Source organism: Streptomyces sp. GLSS-08 (assembly GCF_056387915.1).
Genome location: NZ_JBWJAQ010000003.1, coordinates 392,946 through 410,606 on the forward strand (window position 1 = coordinate 392,946; position 17,661 = coordinate 410,606).

General features: G+C 72.6%; 13 protein-coding genes. 6 read left to right on the forward strand and 7 right to left on the reverse strand.

Translation table 11 applies throughout. From position 1 onward, the window contains the following. Positions 1–494: 494 nt before the first annotated feature. Entirely contained in the window at positions 495–713 is a 219-nt protein-coding gene (locus AC0ZLC_RS07290; protein ID WP_476751052.1) for a hypothetical protein, read from the forward strand. Between the two features lie 91 nt (positions 714–804). Here the strand turns inward: AC0ZLC_RS07290 and AC0ZLC_RS07295 are convergent, their stop codons facing one another. Both AC0ZLC_RS07295 and AC0ZLC_RS07300 read right to left on the reverse strand, forming a co-directional pair. Further along, entirely contained in the window at positions 805–2,232 is a 1,428-nt protein-coding gene (locus AC0ZLC_RS07295; RefSeq protein ID WP_476751053.1) for a hypothetical protein, read from the reverse strand. After that, positions 2,229–2,678, reverse strand: a complete 450-nt coding sequence (locus tag AC0ZLC_RS07300; protein WP_476751054.1) for a hypothetical protein — start codon at positions 2,676–2,678, stop codon at positions 2,229–2,231. The genes AC0ZLC_RS07295 and AC0ZLC_RS07300 overlap by 4 nt, the downstream gene beginning before the upstream one ends. A 174-nt stretch (positions 2,679–2,852) precedes the next feature. Between AC0ZLC_RS07300 and AC0ZLC_RS07305 the strand changes: the two genes are divergently transcribed. Together AC0ZLC_RS07305 and AC0ZLC_RS07310 are read left to right on the forward strand one after the other, a co-directional pair. Then, positions 2,853–3,728, forward strand: a complete 876-nt coding sequence (locus tag AC0ZLC_RS07305) for an oxygenase MpaB family protein (RefSeq protein WP_476751055.1) — start codon at positions 2,853–2,855, stop codon at positions 3,726–3,728. Positions 3,729–4,078: 350 nt separating this feature from the next. Then, a complete protein-coding gene (locus tag AC0ZLC_RS07310; protein WP_476751056.1) occupies positions 4,079–5,641 on the forward strand; it encodes a phytoene desaturase family protein in 1,563 nt (520 codons plus the stop codon). Positions 5,642–5,715: 74 nt separating this feature from the next. Here the strand turns inward: AC0ZLC_RS07310 and AC0ZLC_RS07315 are convergent, their stop codons facing one another. Next, complete coding sequence (locus AC0ZLC_RS07315; RefSeq protein ID WP_476751200.1) at positions 5,716–7,434, reverse strand: serine hydrolase domain-containing protein; 1,719 nt, start codon at positions 7,432–7,434, stop codon at positions 5,716–5,718. A 249-nt stretch (positions 7,435–7,683) separates the two neighbouring features. Between AC0ZLC_RS07315 and AC0ZLC_RS07320 the strand changes: the two genes are divergently transcribed. Continuing rightward, positions 7,684–8,796 (forward strand): nitronate monooxygenase, encoded by a 1,113-nt coding sequence (locus tag AC0ZLC_RS07320; RefSeq protein ID WP_476751057.1) that lies wholly within the window; start codon positions 7,684–7,686, stop codon positions 8,794–8,796. A gap of 8 nt (positions 8,797–8,804) precedes the next feature. After that, positions 8,805–10,355, forward strand: a complete 1,551-nt coding sequence (locus AC0ZLC_RS07325; protein WP_476751201.1) for an acyl-CoA synthetase — start codon at positions 8,805–8,807, stop codon at positions 10,353–10,355. Between the two features lie 60 nt (positions 10,356–10,415). On the opposite strand, the gene AC0ZLC_RS07330 is transcribed toward AC0ZLC_RS07325, so the two are convergent. After that, positions 10,416–10,940, reverse strand: coding sequence for a cupin domain-containing protein (locus AC0ZLC_RS07330; protein WP_476751058.1), 525 nt, complete (start codon positions 10,938–10,940; stop codon positions 10,416–10,418). A 290-nt stretch (positions 10,941–11,230) separates the two neighbouring features. On the opposite strand from AC0ZLC_RS07330, the gene AC0ZLC_RS07335 reads away from it, so the two are divergent. Further along, positions 11,231–12,730 carry an acyl-CoA synthetase gene (locus tag AC0ZLC_RS07335; RefSeq protein WP_476751059.1) on the forward strand — a complete coding sequence of 500 codons (1,500 nt, stop codon included), beginning with the start codon at positions 11,231–11,233 and terminating at the stop codon, positions 12,728–12,730. 2 nt (positions 12,731–12,732) lie between these two features. On the opposite strand, the gene AC0ZLC_RS07340 is transcribed toward AC0ZLC_RS07335, so the two are convergent. The 3 genes from AC0ZLC_RS07340 to AC0ZLC_RS07350 all read right to left on the reverse strand — a co-directional run bounded on the left by AC0ZLC_RS07340 (position 12,733) and on the right by AC0ZLC_RS07350 (position 17,559). After that, on the reverse strand, positions 12,733–13,644 hold the full coding sequence (locus AC0ZLC_RS07340) for a hypothetical protein (RefSeq protein ID WP_476751060.1): 912 nt from the start codon (positions 13,642–13,644) through the stop codon (positions 12,733–12,735). A 235-nt stretch (positions 13,645–13,879) separates the two neighbouring features. Beyond that, entirely contained in the window at positions 13,880–15,199 is a 1,320-nt protein-coding gene (gene paaK, locus AC0ZLC_RS07345) for a phenylacetate--CoA ligase PaaK (RefSeq protein ID WP_476751061.1), read from the reverse strand. 146 nt (positions 15,200–15,345) lie between these two features. Then, the gene (locus AC0ZLC_RS07350; protein ID WP_476751062.1) at positions 15,346–17,559 is read right to left on the reverse strand and encodes a sulfatase; all 2,214 of its coding nucleotides are present in this window, start codon (positions 17,557–17,559) and stop codon (positions 15,346–15,348) included. Positions 17,560–17,661: the final 102 nt, after the last annotated feature.

Consider the following 17,661-nt stretch of genomic DNA (forward strand, 5'->3'; position numbering starts at 1 on the left):
CTCAGCGCCGCACCCAGCGCCAGCACACTCAGGACGAACATCAGCACACCCAGGGAAAGATGGACCGAGGAAACTGTGCGATGTGCTCGCCCTGGAGGTCGGACTGCGAAGCCTCATGTGACCAGCCCCGACACGGAAGCCGAGCACGTGGAAGCCACCAACCTTCTGTACCGCGATCCGGCACTCTACGACGTGGTCCAGTCCGACAGCTGACAAACTCCGCGGGGACCGGCGGGGCGAGAAATGCGTGTTCTCGCCGTGCTGCTGCAGTACGCCTACGGGGCGGTTGCGAGCGCATCCTTGCGCTGTCGGTCGCGGTGCTGGGTGAGGGAGTGCAGACACGCCGACCAGCCCAATCATGCAAGCTCACGAGATACCCGAATCACCCACGGGCTCCTCTCGGCAGGCATCGTGGCTGCGCAGTCGGGAGGCCGTCCGCCAAACTGCGGCGGGTCCATGGGCCGGGAAGTGAGGCCCCCGAGTGCCTGCTGCAGTTGACCGCCGCGGTCGGCCCGCCCGCGACCGCGCCGCTCTCACCGGCGTTCCGGAACGCCTCGTGCCAGTACCCGGAGCGGATCCCTCGTGCCGCGGCGCCCACCGACAGCGCCGCGTCGGACGCGGCGCTGTCCGAGCACTACGGGGACCTGGCCCGCGTCGCTGCGATGAAGACCAGATGCGACCCGCACACCCTGTCGGCCGCGCTCACCCGCTGACGGGTGCCCGAGGAATGCGGTGCACACCCATGGCCGCGGCGACGACGTCCAGTGGTCGTGCTTGGGCTCCGGTCGGTCGAGCCTGTCCGCGTCAGTTCTCCACGTGGGGGCTGCTGAAGGCGGCGCCGAAGTAGCCCTGCATTCCACGTACGGCGATGCCGGCGTTCTTGCCGCACACGTTGACCGAGCCGTTCAGTACGGGGCCGGACGCCGAGCCGAGGGCAACCCAGAGGCAGCCGTCGTCGTTCTCGGTGGGGGCGCCTACGACCGCTTCGGCCTTGCCGTCCTTGTTGAGGTCGGCGAGGTGGACGGCGGCGCCGAACCCGTCGCCGGTCTCCGCGGTGTGGGGGATGCCCGCGGTGTTCTGGGTGTAGCCGGCCGCCTGGGCCGTCGTCAGGCCGGAGGCGGAGCCCCGCAGGAGGACGGCGGTGCCTGCGGAGGCGAGCGTCCCGACGGCCTCCTCGGGGGCGCCGACCAGGACGTCGGCATACCCGTCGGCGTCGACATCCCCGACGCTCAGGGACTGGCCGAACCAGTCGCCCCATTCCGCGGTGCCGGGGACGCCCGCCGTGTCCTGGTGGAAGACCTCCGGCTGCTGCCCGGCGGTGATGCCCTGTGCGCCGCCGTACAGGACCTGGATCTCGCCGCCGCGGTGGGCCGCGGGGGTGGGCGCGTTGAAGTGGGAGTCGTCGCCTGCGATGCCGGTGACGAGGTCGCCGTAGCCGTCGCCGTTGATGTCGCCGATCTGTCCAGCGTGGCCGTCGGCGTACGGCAGCTCGATGCCCCGGTTGACGAACGGGTCCTCGGGATCGGGGGCGCCCGCGTCGAGGGTTACCGGTCCGCGGATGTCGCCGTCGGTGGGGCCGGCCAGGTAGAAGCGCTCCGCCCTGCCGTCGCCGTTCACGTCACCCATCACCACGCCCCGGGCGTTCTCCCGCCGCTCGAGGTAGCGGGTGGCGGCCTGGCCGGTGCTCGTGAAGGGGCCGCTGTAGGAGGCGGGGTTGCAGGCCGAGCCGACGCCGACCTCCGGAGCACCGTCGCCGTTCATGTCGCCGGTGGCGATGGACATGCCGAACCGGCAGTAGGTCCTGCCGTCACCGAACCCGGCCGGAGGGGCGATGGTCGCGCCGCCGCCTGCCAGTCCGTTCGCCCCGCCCCACACCACGGTCACGGAACCCCGCGACTCAACACCGTCGACGTCTTCACCCGGGGCGCCGACGAGCAGGTCGGCATAACCGTCCCGGTTCAGGTCGGCGCTGGTCACCGTCCTGCCGAAGCGGTCGGATTCCTCGGGGGTTCCGGGGACTCCGGAGGTCGCCTGGGTGATGAGCGTGCGGCGGGTGGTGTCCACTGAGGCCGCGGAGCCGTAGAGCACGACGACCGCACCGGCCTCCTCCACCGTGCCGTTGGCGGCCCCGGGCGCTGCGACGGCCATGTCGCGGTAGCCGTCACCGTTGAAGCCGTCCTGTACGGCGGCCGTGTTGGCACCCTTGAAAGGGGCGTCGGCGGACGACGTCACCGGGGTGAGGCCACGACCGCCCACCGGGCGCCGCCGATGTGCACCGGACCGGTCGGGTTGGCGGAGACGAACTCCAGGTTCAGCCGCAGCCCCGCGAGGTGTTGGGTCCGGCCGTAGGCGGCGTCGGCCAGCACGATGTCCCGGGCGAGCGCGCCCTTGGCGGCGGTGTCGAGCGTGATGTTCAGGAAGCCGGGGCCCGCCACCTCCACGGCCCGGACGCCGGGCGCGGCACTCACCGTCGGCGCCAGCACGTCGGCCACGGCGCGCGCCGGCATCCCCGCGGACCTGGCGAGCAGCAGGGCCACGTTGCTCGAGTAGTCCCCGTGGCCACGCAGACGCGGCCGCTCGACCTGAACGGTCGCGGGCACCTCCGCGACGAGCCTTCCGGAGTCGACTGCTTCCCGGACGCTGCCGGAGATGAGGGCGGCGAGGTCTGCTGGGTTCACGCGGCGAGGCTACAAGTACGCGTTGCCGCCCGGACAACGGTTTTCGCCGCGCGCTCCCACCGTGGGGGACCTGCTTTGCGGCCCGGTCCCGCCGAGCCGACGTCCGGCCGCGCAGGGGCGGCAGGGGCCGCGCACCCCTTGTCGGCCGTGGCCGGGCCCGGCCAGACTGGCCGCATGGACGCCGAACGCACCGCGCCCGCGGACCCGGGGCTCTTCACCCCCGCGTCCGTGACCTGGCAGATGCACGGAGACCCCATGATGTGGATCGCCGGGATCCGCGCGCTGTATCTCCAGGCGCTCCATCCGCGCGCGGTGCGCGGCGTCATGCAGAACTCCGACTTCCGGCGCGACGCCTGGGGCAGGCTGATGCGCACGGCGGACTTCGTGGGGACGACGACGTACGGCACCACGGAGGCGGCCGAGCGGGCGGGCGCCCGGGTGCGCGGCATCCACACCAGGCTCCGGGCGACGGACCCGGACACGGGGGAGCGCTACCGCCTCGACGAAGGCGGGCTGCTGCTGTGGGTGCACTGCGCCGAGATCGACTCCTATCTGCACGTCCTGCGCCGCTCGGGCTTCCGGCTGACGGACGCGCAGGCCGACCGCTACGTCGGCGAACACCGTGTCGGCGCCCGCCTGGTGGGCCTGGACCCCGCCGCCGTGCCCGGCGACCGGGCCCAGCTGGCCGCGTACTTCGAGAAGGTGCGCCCGGAGCTGGCCGCGGGAGCCGAGGCGCGGGAGGTGGACGCCTTCCTGCGCCGCCCGCCGACGCATCCGCTGCTCGTCCCGGCACGCGCACTGCTGTGGCGGCACGTGGCCCAACTGGCCTACGCGTCCCTGCCGCCGTACGCCCACGAGTTGTACGGCAGAACGGCCCCGCCGGCCGCCACCGTGACCCGGCACCTGCGCGTCACCGGCACCCTGCTGCGCGGTGTTCCCGCACGTGTGCGCTGGCAGCTGCCGCCCGGACACATTCCCCGCGCCATGGCACGGCTCGGGCCCGGCTCCCGTCCGGCACCGAACAAGGTCGACCCACAGGCCCCGGCCTGACGGGCCGGACGGGTCTGCCTGCCGTAGGCGCCCGGACTGCGCCGGTGAGCCGCCGCGCGGTCGCCGCCGGCCCCGGTTGACGCGTTCCCCGGGGTGTCCGCGCGCCGCTGCGGCCCGCGAACGTCCGCGGCGGTCCCCACGACGAGGCCCGCTGCCTGGACAAACCGGGGCCACCGACCCGTACCGGGGGGCCGCTGGTCACGGCGGAGGCGGCCCTTTGGCCCGCCCCGCGCCCACCGCGCCGGCCGCCAGCGGCCGGCCGCTGCGCTGCGCGGTGCGGGGCGTCCGCCGTCCGGCGGCTCGTCCGCACGCCTCTGGTCCGCCCGGATCATCGCGTGCTACCAAGAACCATGCCTGCACACGAGGGATATGACGCCGTCGTCGTCGGCGGCGGTCACAACGGTCTGGTCGCCGCCGCCTACCTGGCCCGCGCCGGGCAGTCCGTGCTCGTCCTCGAACGTCTCGGGACCACCGGCGGCGCCGCCGTGTCGAGCCGGCCGTTCAAGGGCGTCGACGCACGCCTGTCGCGGTACTCGTACCTCGTCAGTCTGCTGCCCCGGAAGATCGTGCGGGATCTCGGCCTCGACTTCCGGGTCCGCGGACGCACCGTCTCCTCGTACACGCCCGTGGAGCGCGACGGCCGGCCCACCGGACTGCTCGTCGGCGGTGGCGAGCGGCGCACCCGGGAGGCCTTCGCGCGGCTGACCGGCGCCGACCGCGAGTACGCGGCCTGGCGGCGCTTCTACGGCATGACCGGCCGCGTCGCCCAGCGCGTCTTCCCCACCCTCACCGAGCCGCTGCCCACGCGCGACGAGCTGCGCCTGCGTGTCGACGACGAGGACGCGTGGCGGATGCTGTTCGAGGAGCCCGTCGGCACCGCCATCGAGGAGTACTTCGCCGACGACCTGGTGCGGGGTGTCGTCCTCACCGACGGCCTCATCGGCACGTTCGCGGACGCCCACGATCCCTCGCTGCGGCAGAACCGGTGCTTCCTCTACCACGTGATCGGCGGCGGCACCGGCGCCTGGGACGTGCCCGTGGGCGGTATGGGCGCGCTCACGGACGCGATCGCCGCCACGGCACGCGCCGCGGGCGCCGTCCTCGCCACCGGCCGGGAGGTGGTGCGGATCGAGACGGACGGGCGGGCCGCCGAGGTCACGTACCGCGGTACGGACGGCGAGGAAGGCACCGTCGCGGCCCGGCACGTCCTGGTCAACGCGTCGCCGCAGGAACTGGCCGCGCTGGTCGGCGACACACCGCCGGCCCCAGCCGAGGGCGCCCAGCTCAAGGTGAACATGCTGCTCAAGCGGCTGCCGCGGTTGCGCGACACCTCCGTGGACCCGCGCGAGGCGTTCGCCGGGACCTTCCACATCGCCGAGGGGTACGAGCAGCTGGCGGCGGCCCACGCCCAGGCCGCGGCGGGCTCGCTGCCCGCCGCGCCGCCCTCCGAGATCTACTGCCACTCGCTGACCGATCCCACGATCCTGGCCCCCGCCCTGGCCGAGGAGGGTTACCAGACCCTCACGCTGTTCGGGCTGCACACGCCCGCCCGGCTCTTCGCGCGGGACAACGACGCCGTACGTGCCGAGCTGCTGAAGTCCACGCTCGCGGAGCTGGACGCGCACCTCGCGGAACCGCTCGCGGACTGTCTGGCGACCGATGCCGAGGGCCGCCCGTGCATCGAGGCCAGGACCCCGCTCGACCTGGAGCGCGACCTGCGGCTGCCCGGCGGCAACATCTTCCACGGCGACCTGGCCTTCCCCCACGCCCAGGACGGCACGGGCCGCTGGGGCGTGGAGACCCGGCACGCCAACGTCGTGCTGTGCGGGGCCGGGGCCGTCCGCGGCGGCGGGGTGAGCGGGGTGCCCGGGCACAACGCGGCGATGGCCGTGCTCGAGGCCGGGACGCGGTAGCCCTCGCTCCGCCGGGTCCGCCGGGTCCGCCGGGTCCGCCGGGTCCACATGGTCCGGGCCGGAAGGGCGCGGCCTCAGTCCGCGGACGGTGACCAGCCCGACGCCTCGATCCGCGCGGCGTCAGCCGGCCGCGCCTCGTCGAAGACGGTCCGGCCGGCTGCCTCGACCCGCAGCGCGTCGACGTACACCCCGCGGCCGACGTACGAGCGGTCGGTGGTGTACCGCCAGCGCAGCGTCAGCTGTCGCGCTGGTGGCAGGTCCGCGTCGAGCCGGTGCCGGACGCGGCCCGACCAGCCGGTGACCGAGCCGGCCGGGTGCTCCCGGGGGTCCTCGCCGCGCCGCACCGTCGTGAAGGGGACCGGCGACCAGGTCGTGCCGCCGTCCGGGGAGGTTTCGAGGAAGAGGGCGTCGGATCCGGGTTCGGTGTCCCACCACACGGCGCAGCGCAGCCGCGGGTGCGCGGTCGTGGTGTCGAGCGCGGGCAGCGTCAGCGTCGCCGACGTCGCGTTCGCCATGCCGGAGAACCAGGAGGTGCGGCCGCGTGCCGGGCGGACCGGCACGGCACGCGCCAGCCGGTCGGCGGCGGCCACCCGGGGAGCGGAGCCGGAGCGCCAACTGCGCACCGGGTGCACGGAGTTGCCCAGCAGGACGAGGAAGGAGTCCGTCGTCGGGTCGAGGACGAGCGAGGTGCCCGTGAAGCCGGTGTGCCCCGCGGTACGGGGTGTGGCCATCGCGCCCATGTACCAGTGCTGGTAGAGCTCGAAGCCGAGGCCGTGCTCGTCGCCGGGGAAGGCGGTGTTGAAGTCGGTGAACATCAGCTCCACCGACTCCGGCTCCAGGATGCGCGCAGTGCCGTACGCGCCGCCGTTGAGCAGCGTGCGGCCGAGTACCGCGAGGTCCCAGGCGCACGAGAAGACCCCGGCGTGCCCGGCGACCCCGCCCAGGGAGTACGCGTTCTCGTCGTGCACCTCGCCCCAGACGAGGCCGCGGTCGAGGCCGGACCAGGGCGGGCGCGCGTCCTCGGTGGCGGCGATCCGCGGCTTCCATGCGGCGGGCGGGTTGTAGCGGGTGCGGTGCATGCCGAGCGGGGCGGTGATCTCGTCGCGCAGGAGCGTGTCGAGCGTGCGGCCGGTGAGCCTCTCCAGGACGAGCTGGAGCGAGATCAGGTTGAGGTCGGAGTAGAGGTACTTGGTGCCCGGCGCGTTGAGGGGTGGCTCGTCCCAGATGAGCTGGAGTCTGGCCTCGCGGGTGGGCGCCTTGTAGAGCGGGATCCAGGCACGGAAGCCGGACGTGTGGGTGAGCAGCTGACGGATCGTGATGTCCTGCTTGCCCCCGCCCGCGAAGTCCGGGAGGTACGAGGCGACCTCGGCCTCGAGTGCGAGTGTGCCGCGTTCGATCTGCTGCACGGCGAGGATCGAGGTGAACAGTTTCGAGACGGAGGCGAGGTCGAAGACGGTGTCCTCGGCCATCGGGATCTGCCGGTCGGCCGGGAACTCGATCCCGGTGTCCGTCTTCTCGTCGTACGCCGAGTAGCGCACCGCCTGGCCGATCGGCCGGTGCAGGGCCACCGTGCCGCCGCGGCCGGCGAGGAGCACGGCCCCCGCGTACCAGGGGTGCTTGGGGGAGGGACCGAGGAACGCCTCGGCGTCGGTGACGAGTTGACGCAGATGCCCCGCGAGCAGGCCAGCCCGCTCGGCGGAGCCGTGGTGCAGGGTCGGCTGCCGCCCGTTCGCACCGGCCGCCGCCGGTCCGGCGGGGAAGGGGGCGATGGCCAGGGCGCCGCCCAGGGCCATCGCACGTCGGCCGAGTTGACGACGGGTCAGTCCGCCGTGCCCGTCGCTCGCTGCGTCTTCGGTCACCGAGAGCCTCCTGCCCGCGCCGCCTGAAAGAATCTTTCCGGTCCCGCCCCGCGCGGTGAAACTTTCCTGTCAGCCGGTGGGGTGTGTCAACCCTGCCGGGGAGTGTCGGAAGCACATCCAGAAATCTGACGGAGCATCAGAAAAGTCCTTCCCCTGTCCACGCGGCTGCGGCATCCTGCGGCCATGCAGACGGAGCTGAGCAACACACTGGGAGTCGAGCACGCCATCTTCGGCTTCACGCCGTTCCCCGCCGTCGCCGCCGCGATCAGCAGAGCCGGCGGTTTCGGTGTGCTCGGCGCGGTCCGCTACACCGCCCCCGACGACCTCGAAAGAGACCTCGACTGGCTCGACGCCCACGTCGACGGGAAGCCCTACGGCCTCGACGTCGTCATGCCCGCCAAGAAGGTCGAGGGCGTCACCGAGGCCGAGGTCGAGGCGATGATCCCCGAGGGGCACCGGCAGTACGTCAACGACACCCTGGCCAAGTACGGCGTGCCGGAACTCGCCGAGGGGGAGGCGTCCGGCTGGCGCATCACCGGGTGGATGGAGCAGGTCGCCCGCGACCAGCTCGACGTCGCCTTCCGCCACCCGATCAAACTGCTCGCCAACGCCCTCGGCTCACCGCCCGCCGACGTCGTCGAGCGCGCCCACGACCGGGGCGTACTCGTCGCCGCTCTCGCGGGCAGTGCCCGGCACGCGCGCAAGCACGCCGAGCTGGGCATCGACATCGTCGTCGCGCAGGGCTACGAGGCGGGCGGCCACACCGGGGAGATCGCCTCGATGGTGCTCACCCCCGAAGTCGTCGACGCCGTGGACCCGTTGCCCGTCCTCGCCGCCGGCGGCATCGGCAGCGGGCAGCAGGTGGCGGCCGCGTTCGCGCTCGGCGCCCAGGGCGCGTGGCTGGGCTCCCTCTGGCTGACCACCACGGAGGCCGACATGCACTCCCGTGCGGTGACGCGGAAGCTGCTCGCCGCCGGGTCCGGTGACACGGTCCGCTCCCGCGCCCTGACCGGCAAGCCCGCGCGGCAGTTGCGCACGGAGTGGACGGACGCCTGGGACGACCCGAACGGTCCGGGCACCCTCCCCATGCCCCTCCAGGGCCTGCTGGTCGCCGAGGCGCTCTCCCGGATCCAGAGGTACGAGGTGGAACCGCTCCTCGGCACCCCCGTCGGACAGATCGTCGGGCGGATGAACAGCGAACGCAGTGTCCAGGCCGTCTTCGACGACCTCACCCGCGGCTTCGAGCAGGCCGTCGACCGCGTCAACCGCATCGCGGGAAGGAGCACCCAGTCGTGAGCGAGGCCATGAACCCGCCCCCCAACGGCTTCTGGGCCCAGGCGGCCGCAGACCCGCGGCGCACCGTCCTGGTCGCTCCCGGCGGCGAGGAGTGGACCGCCGGACGCCTGCACGCCTGCGTCAACCGACTGGTCCACGGGCTGCGCGCCGCGGGACTCGAACGAGGCGACTCCTTCGCCGTCGTCCTGCCCAACGGCGTCGAGTTCCTCACCGCGTACCTGGCCGCCTCACAGGCCGGCTTCTACCTCGTCCCCGTCAACCACCACCTCGTCGGGCCCGAGATCGCCTGGATCGTCTCCGACTCCGGCGCCAAGGTGCTCATCGCGCACGAGCGGTTCGCCGACGCCGCGCGTCACGCCGCCGACGAGGCGGCGCTGCCGGCGACCCACCGGTACGCGGTCGGGGACGTCCGCGGCTTCCGGCCCTACGCCCAACTCCTCGAAGCGCAACCCGAGTCGTCCCCCGACGGCCGCACCCTCGGCTGGGTCATGAACTACACGTCGGGCACCACGGGCCGCCCCCGCGGCATCCGCCGCCCCCTCCCTGGCAAGCTGCCCGAGGAGACCTACCTCGGCGGCTTCCTCGGCATCTTCGGCATCAAGCCGTTCGACGACAACGTGCACCTGGTCTGCTCGCCGCTCTACCACACGGCGGTGCTCCAGTTCGCGGGCGCCTCGCTGCACATCGGCCACCGCCTGGTGCTGATGGACAAGTGGACGCCCGAGGAGATGCTCCGCCTCATCGACACTTGCGGGTGCACGCACACCCACATGGTCCCCACCCAGTTCCACCGGCTGCTGGCCCTGCCCGAAGACGTCCGGGCGCGCTACGACGTCTCGTCGATGCGGCACGCCATCCATGGCGCGGCCCCCTGCCCCGACCACGTGAAACGGGCCATGATCGAGTGGTGGGGCCACAGCGTCGAGGAGTACTACGCGGCCAGTGAGGGAGGGGGTGCGTTCGCCACCGCCGAGGACTGGCTCAAGAAGCCCGGCACGGTCGGCAGGGCGTGGCCCATCAGCGAACTGGCGATCTTCGACGACGACGGCAACCGGCTGCCCGCGGGTGAACTCGGCACCGTCTACATGAAGATGAGCACCGGCGGGTTCTCGTACCACAAGGACGAGACCAAGACGAGGGCGAACCGCATCGGCGACTTCTTCACCGTCGGCGACCTGGGATGTCTCGACGAGGACGGCTACCTCTTCCTACGGGACCGCAAGATCGACATGATCATCTCGGGGGGCGTCAACATCTACCCCGCCGAGATCGAGTCCGAACTGCTCGCCCATCCCGCCGTCGCGGACGCCGCCGCCTTCGGGATCCCGCACGACGACTGGGGCGAGGAGGTCAAGGCCGTGGTCGAGCCCGCCCCCGGCCACGAACCGACCGAGACCCTCGCCGCCGACATCCTGGCGCACTGCACGCGCCGGCTCGCCGGATACAAGCGTCCCAAGAGCGTCGACTTCATCGCGACGATGCCGCGCGACCCCAACGGGAAGCTGTACAAGCGGCGGCTGCGCGACCCCTACTGGGAAGGGCGCATCCGGGCCGTGTGACCCGGGACGCGGCGGCCGTGGCCCGGTCCCCTGCGCAGCCGTCGCAGCCGCGGGTACGGCTCAGTGCTGCTCCGTGCCCGGCGGCGGAGTGAGCCCGAACCGCTCGACGATGCCCGGCAGCCATGCCGGCCGGCCGAACTCCAGGCCGTAGTTCCTGGCGAGCCCGGCGAGGGCGTCGGGCTCGGGTGGCCCGGAGGACACCAATTCGCCCAGTTCGCGGAAGAAGTGCTCGAAGCCGGCGGGGGAGATGACCTCGATCATGCGGGCCGGGACCGATCCGGCGTTCCACATGGTGTGCAGCTCGCCGCGCGGCTTCGTGATGTACCCGCCGGGGCCGAGGACGGCCTCGCGGTCGCCGGAACGAAAACCGATCTCGCCCTCGGTCACGATGGAGTACTCGTCCTCCCGCGTGTGCAGATGGGCCGGCACGAGCGCGCCGACGGGAAACGGGTGTTCCACGACCGACAGCGCGCCGCCGGTGTCGGCACCCCAGAGTTTGAAGACCACCCCGATCGGCCCGATGTCGACCTCGGTCCCCTCCCCAGGTCGTACGACGGTGAGCGGAGGTGCTTGAGGCTCGGCCATGGCGATCACTCCTCGGTGCGAACATCTCGCATTTCGAGTCACGCGGCCGTGTTTACCACCAGTGTCGAACGCCGGGAGCGGGGCCGCAACAACTGAGCGCACACCACCGCTCGCCGGCATCGCACCGGGACTGCTCCGTGCCGTCCGCGGACAGTCGCCCGGGCCGCGGCCCGGGTCGGCCGGGACTTCCCGCCGGGCGGTTCCGGCCCGCGGACGGCGCCGGATGCTTGACCCCGGTCGCACGGCCCGACGAGGATCACGCCAGGGCACCGCGGACGAAGGAGCAGGTCATGACGGCGGGACGAAGCGCCACGGTCGACGGGGTGCTGCGGCGCAGCGCCCGCCGCACTCCCGCACGGGTCGCGGTCCACTACCGCGACCGGTCCTGGACCTACGCGGAACTCGACGAGGCCGTCTCCCGCGCCGCGAGCGTCCTGCTCGACGCCGGCCTGGAGCGCGGCGACCGGGTCGGCGCCTACGGCCACAACTCCGACGCCTATCTGATCGGCTTCCTGGCCTGCGCCCGCTCCGGACTCGTGCACGTACCGGTCAACCAGAACCTGACCGGTGACGACCTGGCGTACATCGTCGGCCAGGCCGGCTGCGGCCTCGTGCTGGCCGACCGGGACCTCGCCGCGAACCTGCCCGCCGGCACCCGGATCCTGCCCCTGCGCGACACGGACGACTCGCTGCTCGCCCGGCTCGCCACGGCCGCCCCGTACGACGGTCCCGAGCCGCGCGGCGAGGACCTGACGCAGCTGCTGTACACCTCGGGCACGACCGCGCTGCCCAAGGGCGCGATGATGACCCACCGGGCGCTGGTGCACGAGTACCTGAGCGCGATCACCGCTCTCGACCTGCAGGCCGGGGACCGGCCCGTGCACTCGCTGCCGCTCTACCACTCGGCGCAGATGCATGTGTTCCTGCTGCCGTACCTCGCGGTCGGCGCCGAGAACGTCGTCCTCGACGCGCCCGACCCCGGGCAGATCCTCGACCTGGTCGAGGCGGGCCGCGCGGACAGCCTGTTCGCGCCGCCCACGGTGTGGATCGGCCTGTCGAACCGTCCCGACTTCGCCACCCGCGATCTGAGCGGTCTGCGCAAGGCCTACTACGGCGCGTCGATCATGCCGGTGCCCGTCCTGGAGCGCCTGCGGAAGCGGTTGCCGAAGCTGGCGTTCTACAACTGCTTCGGACAGAGCGAGATCGGGCCGCTCGCCATGGTCCTGGGTCCCGGCGAGCACGAGGGAAGGATGGACTCCTGCGGGCGTCCGGTGCTCTTCGTCGAGGCACGCGTCGTCGACGAGTCGGGCAAGGACGCGCCCGACGGTGAACCGGGCGAAGTCGTCTACCGCTCCCCGCAGTTGTGCGAGGGCTACTGGGACAAGCCGGAGGAGACGGCGGACGCCTTCCGGGACGGCTGGTTCCACTCGGGGGACCTCGCGGTGCGGGACGCCGCCGGGTACTTCACCGTCGTCGACCGGGTCAAGGACGTCATCAACTCCGGTGGCGTCCTCATCGCCTCGCGTCAGGTCGAGGACGCGCTGTACACGCACGAGCGGGTCGCGGAGGTGGCGGTGATCGGCCTGCCGGACGAGCGCTGGATCGAGGCCGTCACCGCGGTCGTCGTCCCGCGCGGCGAGGTCACCGAGGACGAACTGCTCGCCCACGCCCGGGAGCGGCTCGCCCACTTCAAGGCGCCCAAGCGCGTCCTGTTCGTGGACGAGCTGCCGCGCAACGCCAGCGGCAAGATCCTGAAACGGGAACTGCGCGACCGGTTCTCCGGCGCCTGACCTCAGCTCCCGCTCCCGGCACCGCCCTGGCGCTCGTCGTCGGTCACCGGCCGGCCCGTGAACGCGTCCAGCAGGATCCGGTCGCCCAGGGGCCGGCCGAGGCTGACCGTCAGCTCCTCGGAGTGCAGATCGGCCGTGCAGGGACCCTCCTTCGCGCCCACGACGGACGCGGACAGCACCACGCTGCCCTTCGTCTCCAGCACGGCCACCGCGGGCCCGTCGTCGCAGGACCCGTGAGTGGCGGTCACCGTGACCGACCGCCCGTCCCGGGCCACCCCGACCAGGCCGCCGAGCGCTGTCAGTTCGTCGGTGGGCGTCTCTCCCGCGGGCCCGATCGGGGACTCGGGCACCTTCGCGGAGCCGCCGCCGAGCGCCGCCTGCCTGAGCGGCGTGTCGTAGCCCTGCACGGCGAACAGCCAGGCCGGGACGGTCGCCGGGCCCCGGCTGGTGGCCAGCGTCATCTCGCCCAGCTCCGCCCCGGTCACGCTGAGGTGCGGCCCGTCGTAGCTCCCGAGCGCCACCTGCGCGTACGCCTTCCGGGCGTCCAACAGCGGCAGGGTGGACGAGCCCCCGCTCTTCCATTCCACCCGTCCCTCCTTCCGCGGCGCGTCGGGGAGGTCGCCGTTCAGGACGAAGTTCCCGGTGGCGTACGCGCGCTTGTCGGCGTCGCTGCGGAAGGCGCCTTCAGGCAGTTGGACGAGGTCCCCCACCGGGTGAAAGCCCTTCCGCCACGCCTCGGCCGCCTCGGAACCGTCCCAGGCCTCGGCGACCTTGCGGGCGCGGACCGGCGACTCGTGCGCCCGGCCGGAGCCACCCGCCCGCTCACTCCCGCAGCCGGTTGCGGCACCGGCTGTGACGGTGCACAGGGCGAGCACGAGCAGCAGATCGACGGTGCGCCGGGTGTTCTCACGCATGGATCCCCCAGGGTGACGGTGCGAGCGGAGGCTGACCGGTGAAGGGTGACACCCGCAGCCACCTCTGTGACGCACCGGCGCCCGCCGACGTTCGCAACCCCCGCCCCGCGGTCGCGTCCATTGCGGCCTCGTGACCGGCGGGACGCGGGACCAGTGTGACCGCGGGACCGGTGGGACCCGGGGCGCCGGTGGCGAAGCCGACTCCCTCCTGGCGGGCGTCCCTGGCAGGTGCCCCCTACCGGGGACGCAGGTCGACGATCCGCTTGATCTTCCCCACCGACCGCTCCAGCGACTCCGGTTCGACGATCTCCACGGTCACCGTCACCCCGATGCCGTCCTTCACGGCCGCCGCGATCGCCCGTGCCGCCGCCTCGCGGGTCTCGGGGGAGACGCCGGACCGGGCCTCGGCGCGTACCGTGAGCGCGTCGAGGCGGCCCTCCCGGGTCAGGCGCAGCTGGAAGTGCGGTGCGACGCCCGGCGTGCGCAGCACGATCTCCTCGATCTGCGTGGGGAAGAGGTTGACGCCGCGCAGGATGACCATGTCGTCGCTGCGGCCGGTGACCTTCTCCATCCGGCGGAACACCCGCGCCGTACCGGGCAGCAGACGCGTCAAGTCCCTTGTCCGGTAACGGATCACCGGCATCGCCTCCTTGGTGAGCGAGGTGAACACCAGCTCCCCCTCCGCGCCGTCCGGCAGCACCTCGCCCGTGACGGGGTCGACGACCTCGGGATAGAAGTGGTCCTCCCAGACGTGCAGGCCGTCCTTGGTCTCCACGCACTCCTGCGCGACCCCGGGACCGATCACCTCCGACAGGCCGTAGATGTCGACCGCGTCGATGGCGAACCGCTCCTCGATCTCGCGCCGCATCTCCTCGGTCCACGGCTCGGCGCCGAATACGCCCACCCGGAGCGAGGTGCCCCGCGGATCCACTCCCTGCCGTTCGAACTCGTCCAGGAGAGTCAGCATGTACGAGGGGGTCACCATGATGATCCGCGGCTTCAGGTCCTGGATCAGCTGGACCTGACGTGCCGTCACCCCACCGGACGCGGGGATCACCGTACAGCCGAGCCGCTCGGCGCCGTAGTGCGCGCCGAGGCCACCGGTGAACAAACCGTACCCGTACGCCACATGCACGATGTCACCGGGACGGGCACCCGCGGCCCGCAGCGAACGCGCCACCATGTCGGACCACATGGACAGGTCGTTCTCCGTGTACCCGACGACCGTGGGCCGCCCGGTCGTGCCGCTCGACGCGTGGAGGCGCCGGACGCGGTCCTGCGGCACGGCGAACATCCCGTACGGGTAGTTCTCGCGCAGATCCGCCTTCGTGGTGAACGGGAACCGGGCCAGATCGGCGAGGGAGCGGCAGTCGTCGGGACGCAGCCCCGCCCGGTCGAAGGACGCACGGTAGAAGGGCACGTTCTCGTACGCGTGCCGCAGCGAGGCCCGCAGCCGCTCCGTCTGCAGGGCCTGCAGCGCCTCCGTGTCGAGCCGCTCACCCGTGTCCAGGTGGTTCGTGTCCGTGGGGACCCTGGAGTCCGTGGAATCCGCCATGGGACTTCTCCCTCGACAACCGCATCATTCCGGGCGACCGATCATTCGGTCGAGCTGTTCCGGATCAGTAATTCAGGGGCCGGGCGGGTCGTCAAGGTGTCTGCGGTGCCTGTCCCCGAGGGCACGCGCGGGGACAGGCGGCCGGGTCAGGGGGCCGGGGCCGCGTCGGGGTGGGGGCCGTACGCCGTCATGAACCGGTCGCGGAACTTGTCCATGCCCCACCGCGGTGCGTCCTCGGCGGGCTTCAGTCCCTCCGTCCAGTTCCAGCCGGAAATCTTCTCCAGCACCTTCGGATCGTGCGCGACGACGGTGACGGGCACGTCCTTGCCCGCACCGCTGCCGGTCACCGTGGGGTTGGGCTGGTGGTCGCCGAGGAAGACGAGCACCGTGTTCTCGTCGCCGTACCGCTCCACGTACCCGATGAGGCTGTGCAGCGAGTACTCGATGGCCTTCCGGTACTCGGTGCGCACGTCGTCCGGGTTCTTCCAGACCTCCTTCGGGTCCTTGCCCTCCTTCTTGATCTGCTCGAAGAGCGACCCGTCGCCGAGGTCGTTCCAGTCGACCATGCGGGCGACGGGCGCCCAGGGGTTGTGGCTGGAGGCCAGGATGATCTCCGCCATCATCGGCTCGCGGTCCTTCCTGCCGTGCTCCAGCCGCTCGAAGGCCTCCAGGCTGAACTGGTCCGGTACGGGCGTCCAGCTGAAGTACGGGCCTTCGTAGCCGAGGTGCTCGGAGTCGTAGATGTGGTCGAGGCCGAAGAACTTGCCCTCCGGCCAGGCGCGGCGGACACCCGGCACGATGCCGACCGTGCGCCAGGCGCCGGTCTTCTGGAAATAGCTGGTCAGGGTCCCACGGTCGCTGGAGGTGAGGCTCCGGTAGCGCTGCTGGTTCTTGATCCACAGGCCGGACAGGAACGTGGAGTGGGCCAGCCAGCTGCCCGCACCGGCGATCGGCGACTTCAGCCAGCCGCTGCGCGACGAGAACCCGGCCGCCTTCAGCGAGCTGCTGCCGTCCTTCAGCACGGCGTCGACCTGCTCGGCCATCGCCGGGTCCTCGATCGCCGACCGCCCGTAACTCTCGATGAACGTGAACAGGACGTCCTTGCCGCGCAGCCCGGTCAGCAGCTGGTCGGGCGGGGTGTCGGCGAAGGCGTCGACGCTCGCCTGCCGGGCGAACACCCGGCCGTCCCTGATACCGGCGCGGACCTGGTGCGCGCGGTTCTGGAGCAGGTTGGCGTCGAGCTTGGCGGCGACCGGCACCTCCGTGACCTGCACGCCGAGCGTCACGCAGGTGATCCAGGCGGTGCCGAGGACGAGGGTGGTCCGGGCGGCGGCCTGCCGGTGCCCGGCCAGCAGAGTGCTCAGCCGCACGACCGCGAGGGCCACCAGGACGAGCAGGGCCAGGACGAGGGCGACGACCGCGATCACGGCGAGCAGCGCGCCGGTCCGCCCGACCGACTCCTTCAGGAACTGTGCGGCGTCGTCGAACAGGATCCAGTCGAGAACCAGGTCGAAGGGCCGGTCGAGCACCGAGTAGAAGCCCATGTCGACGAACTTGAGGACGGTCAGCAGGCCGAGGCCCGCGCCCGCGATCACGGCGACGATCCGTCTCGCCCGCGGCGGCAGCACCAGCAGCAGCCCGGCGAGGAGGATTCCCTCGGCCGGGATCCGGAGGAAGGCGCCGGCGGTGAGGCGGTCGAGGTGGTTCGGTACGAGGAGGGCGAAGAGCACGAGCGCGACGGACAGGACCGTGGTGGCGATGGTCACGGCGCGGGCTGCCCGCGGGTACGTGAGTCGCCAGCCCCACCAGCCGGCGCGGACGCGGGGGGCGGCAGCGGGGGGTCCCTGAGCGTCACCGTCCGAGGCCCGGCCGCCCCCTTCATCCGCAGTGCGTTCCCCGGCGTCGGGGGCGGTGTCGCCCGGGGCGGCCTCCGAGGGCCGGTCGGTCGCCCCGCCCGGGGCGGGTTCCCCGGCGTCGGGGGCGTCGTCGCCGGCGGCGGAGGGGGCGGCCGTGTCGCGCGCGGCGGGGTCCTCTGCGTCCGGGGTGCCGTCGCCCGGAGCCGCCTCCGTGCGGTCGGGCGTGGGACGATCTCCGCCGACCGGGCGGTCTTCGGCATCCTCGCCCGCGGAGGGATCCCGTCCGTCGGATGCGCCCGCCCCTGCCGGGGGTTCCGCCTCCGCCCGTGCACCGTCGGTGCCCTCGGCGGGCTTCTCGGGCGTGCCGGCACCCGCGGCCGTAGGCTCGGGGACGGCTGTGCCGGCGTCCGGCCCGGCGGCGGTGTCGTCCGCCGCCCTCGGCCCGGCGGCAGCCGCCTCCGTGCCGGGGTCCGGCTGCTGCGGCGAGCGCGTGATGTGCGACACGCGATGGTCCTTCCGTACGAAGCCCGTGATGACGCGGCGGATCCGCCCCGTGGGCCGGGACCGCCACCCTTCGTACGGCCGCCCTTCACCCGCAGTTCAACA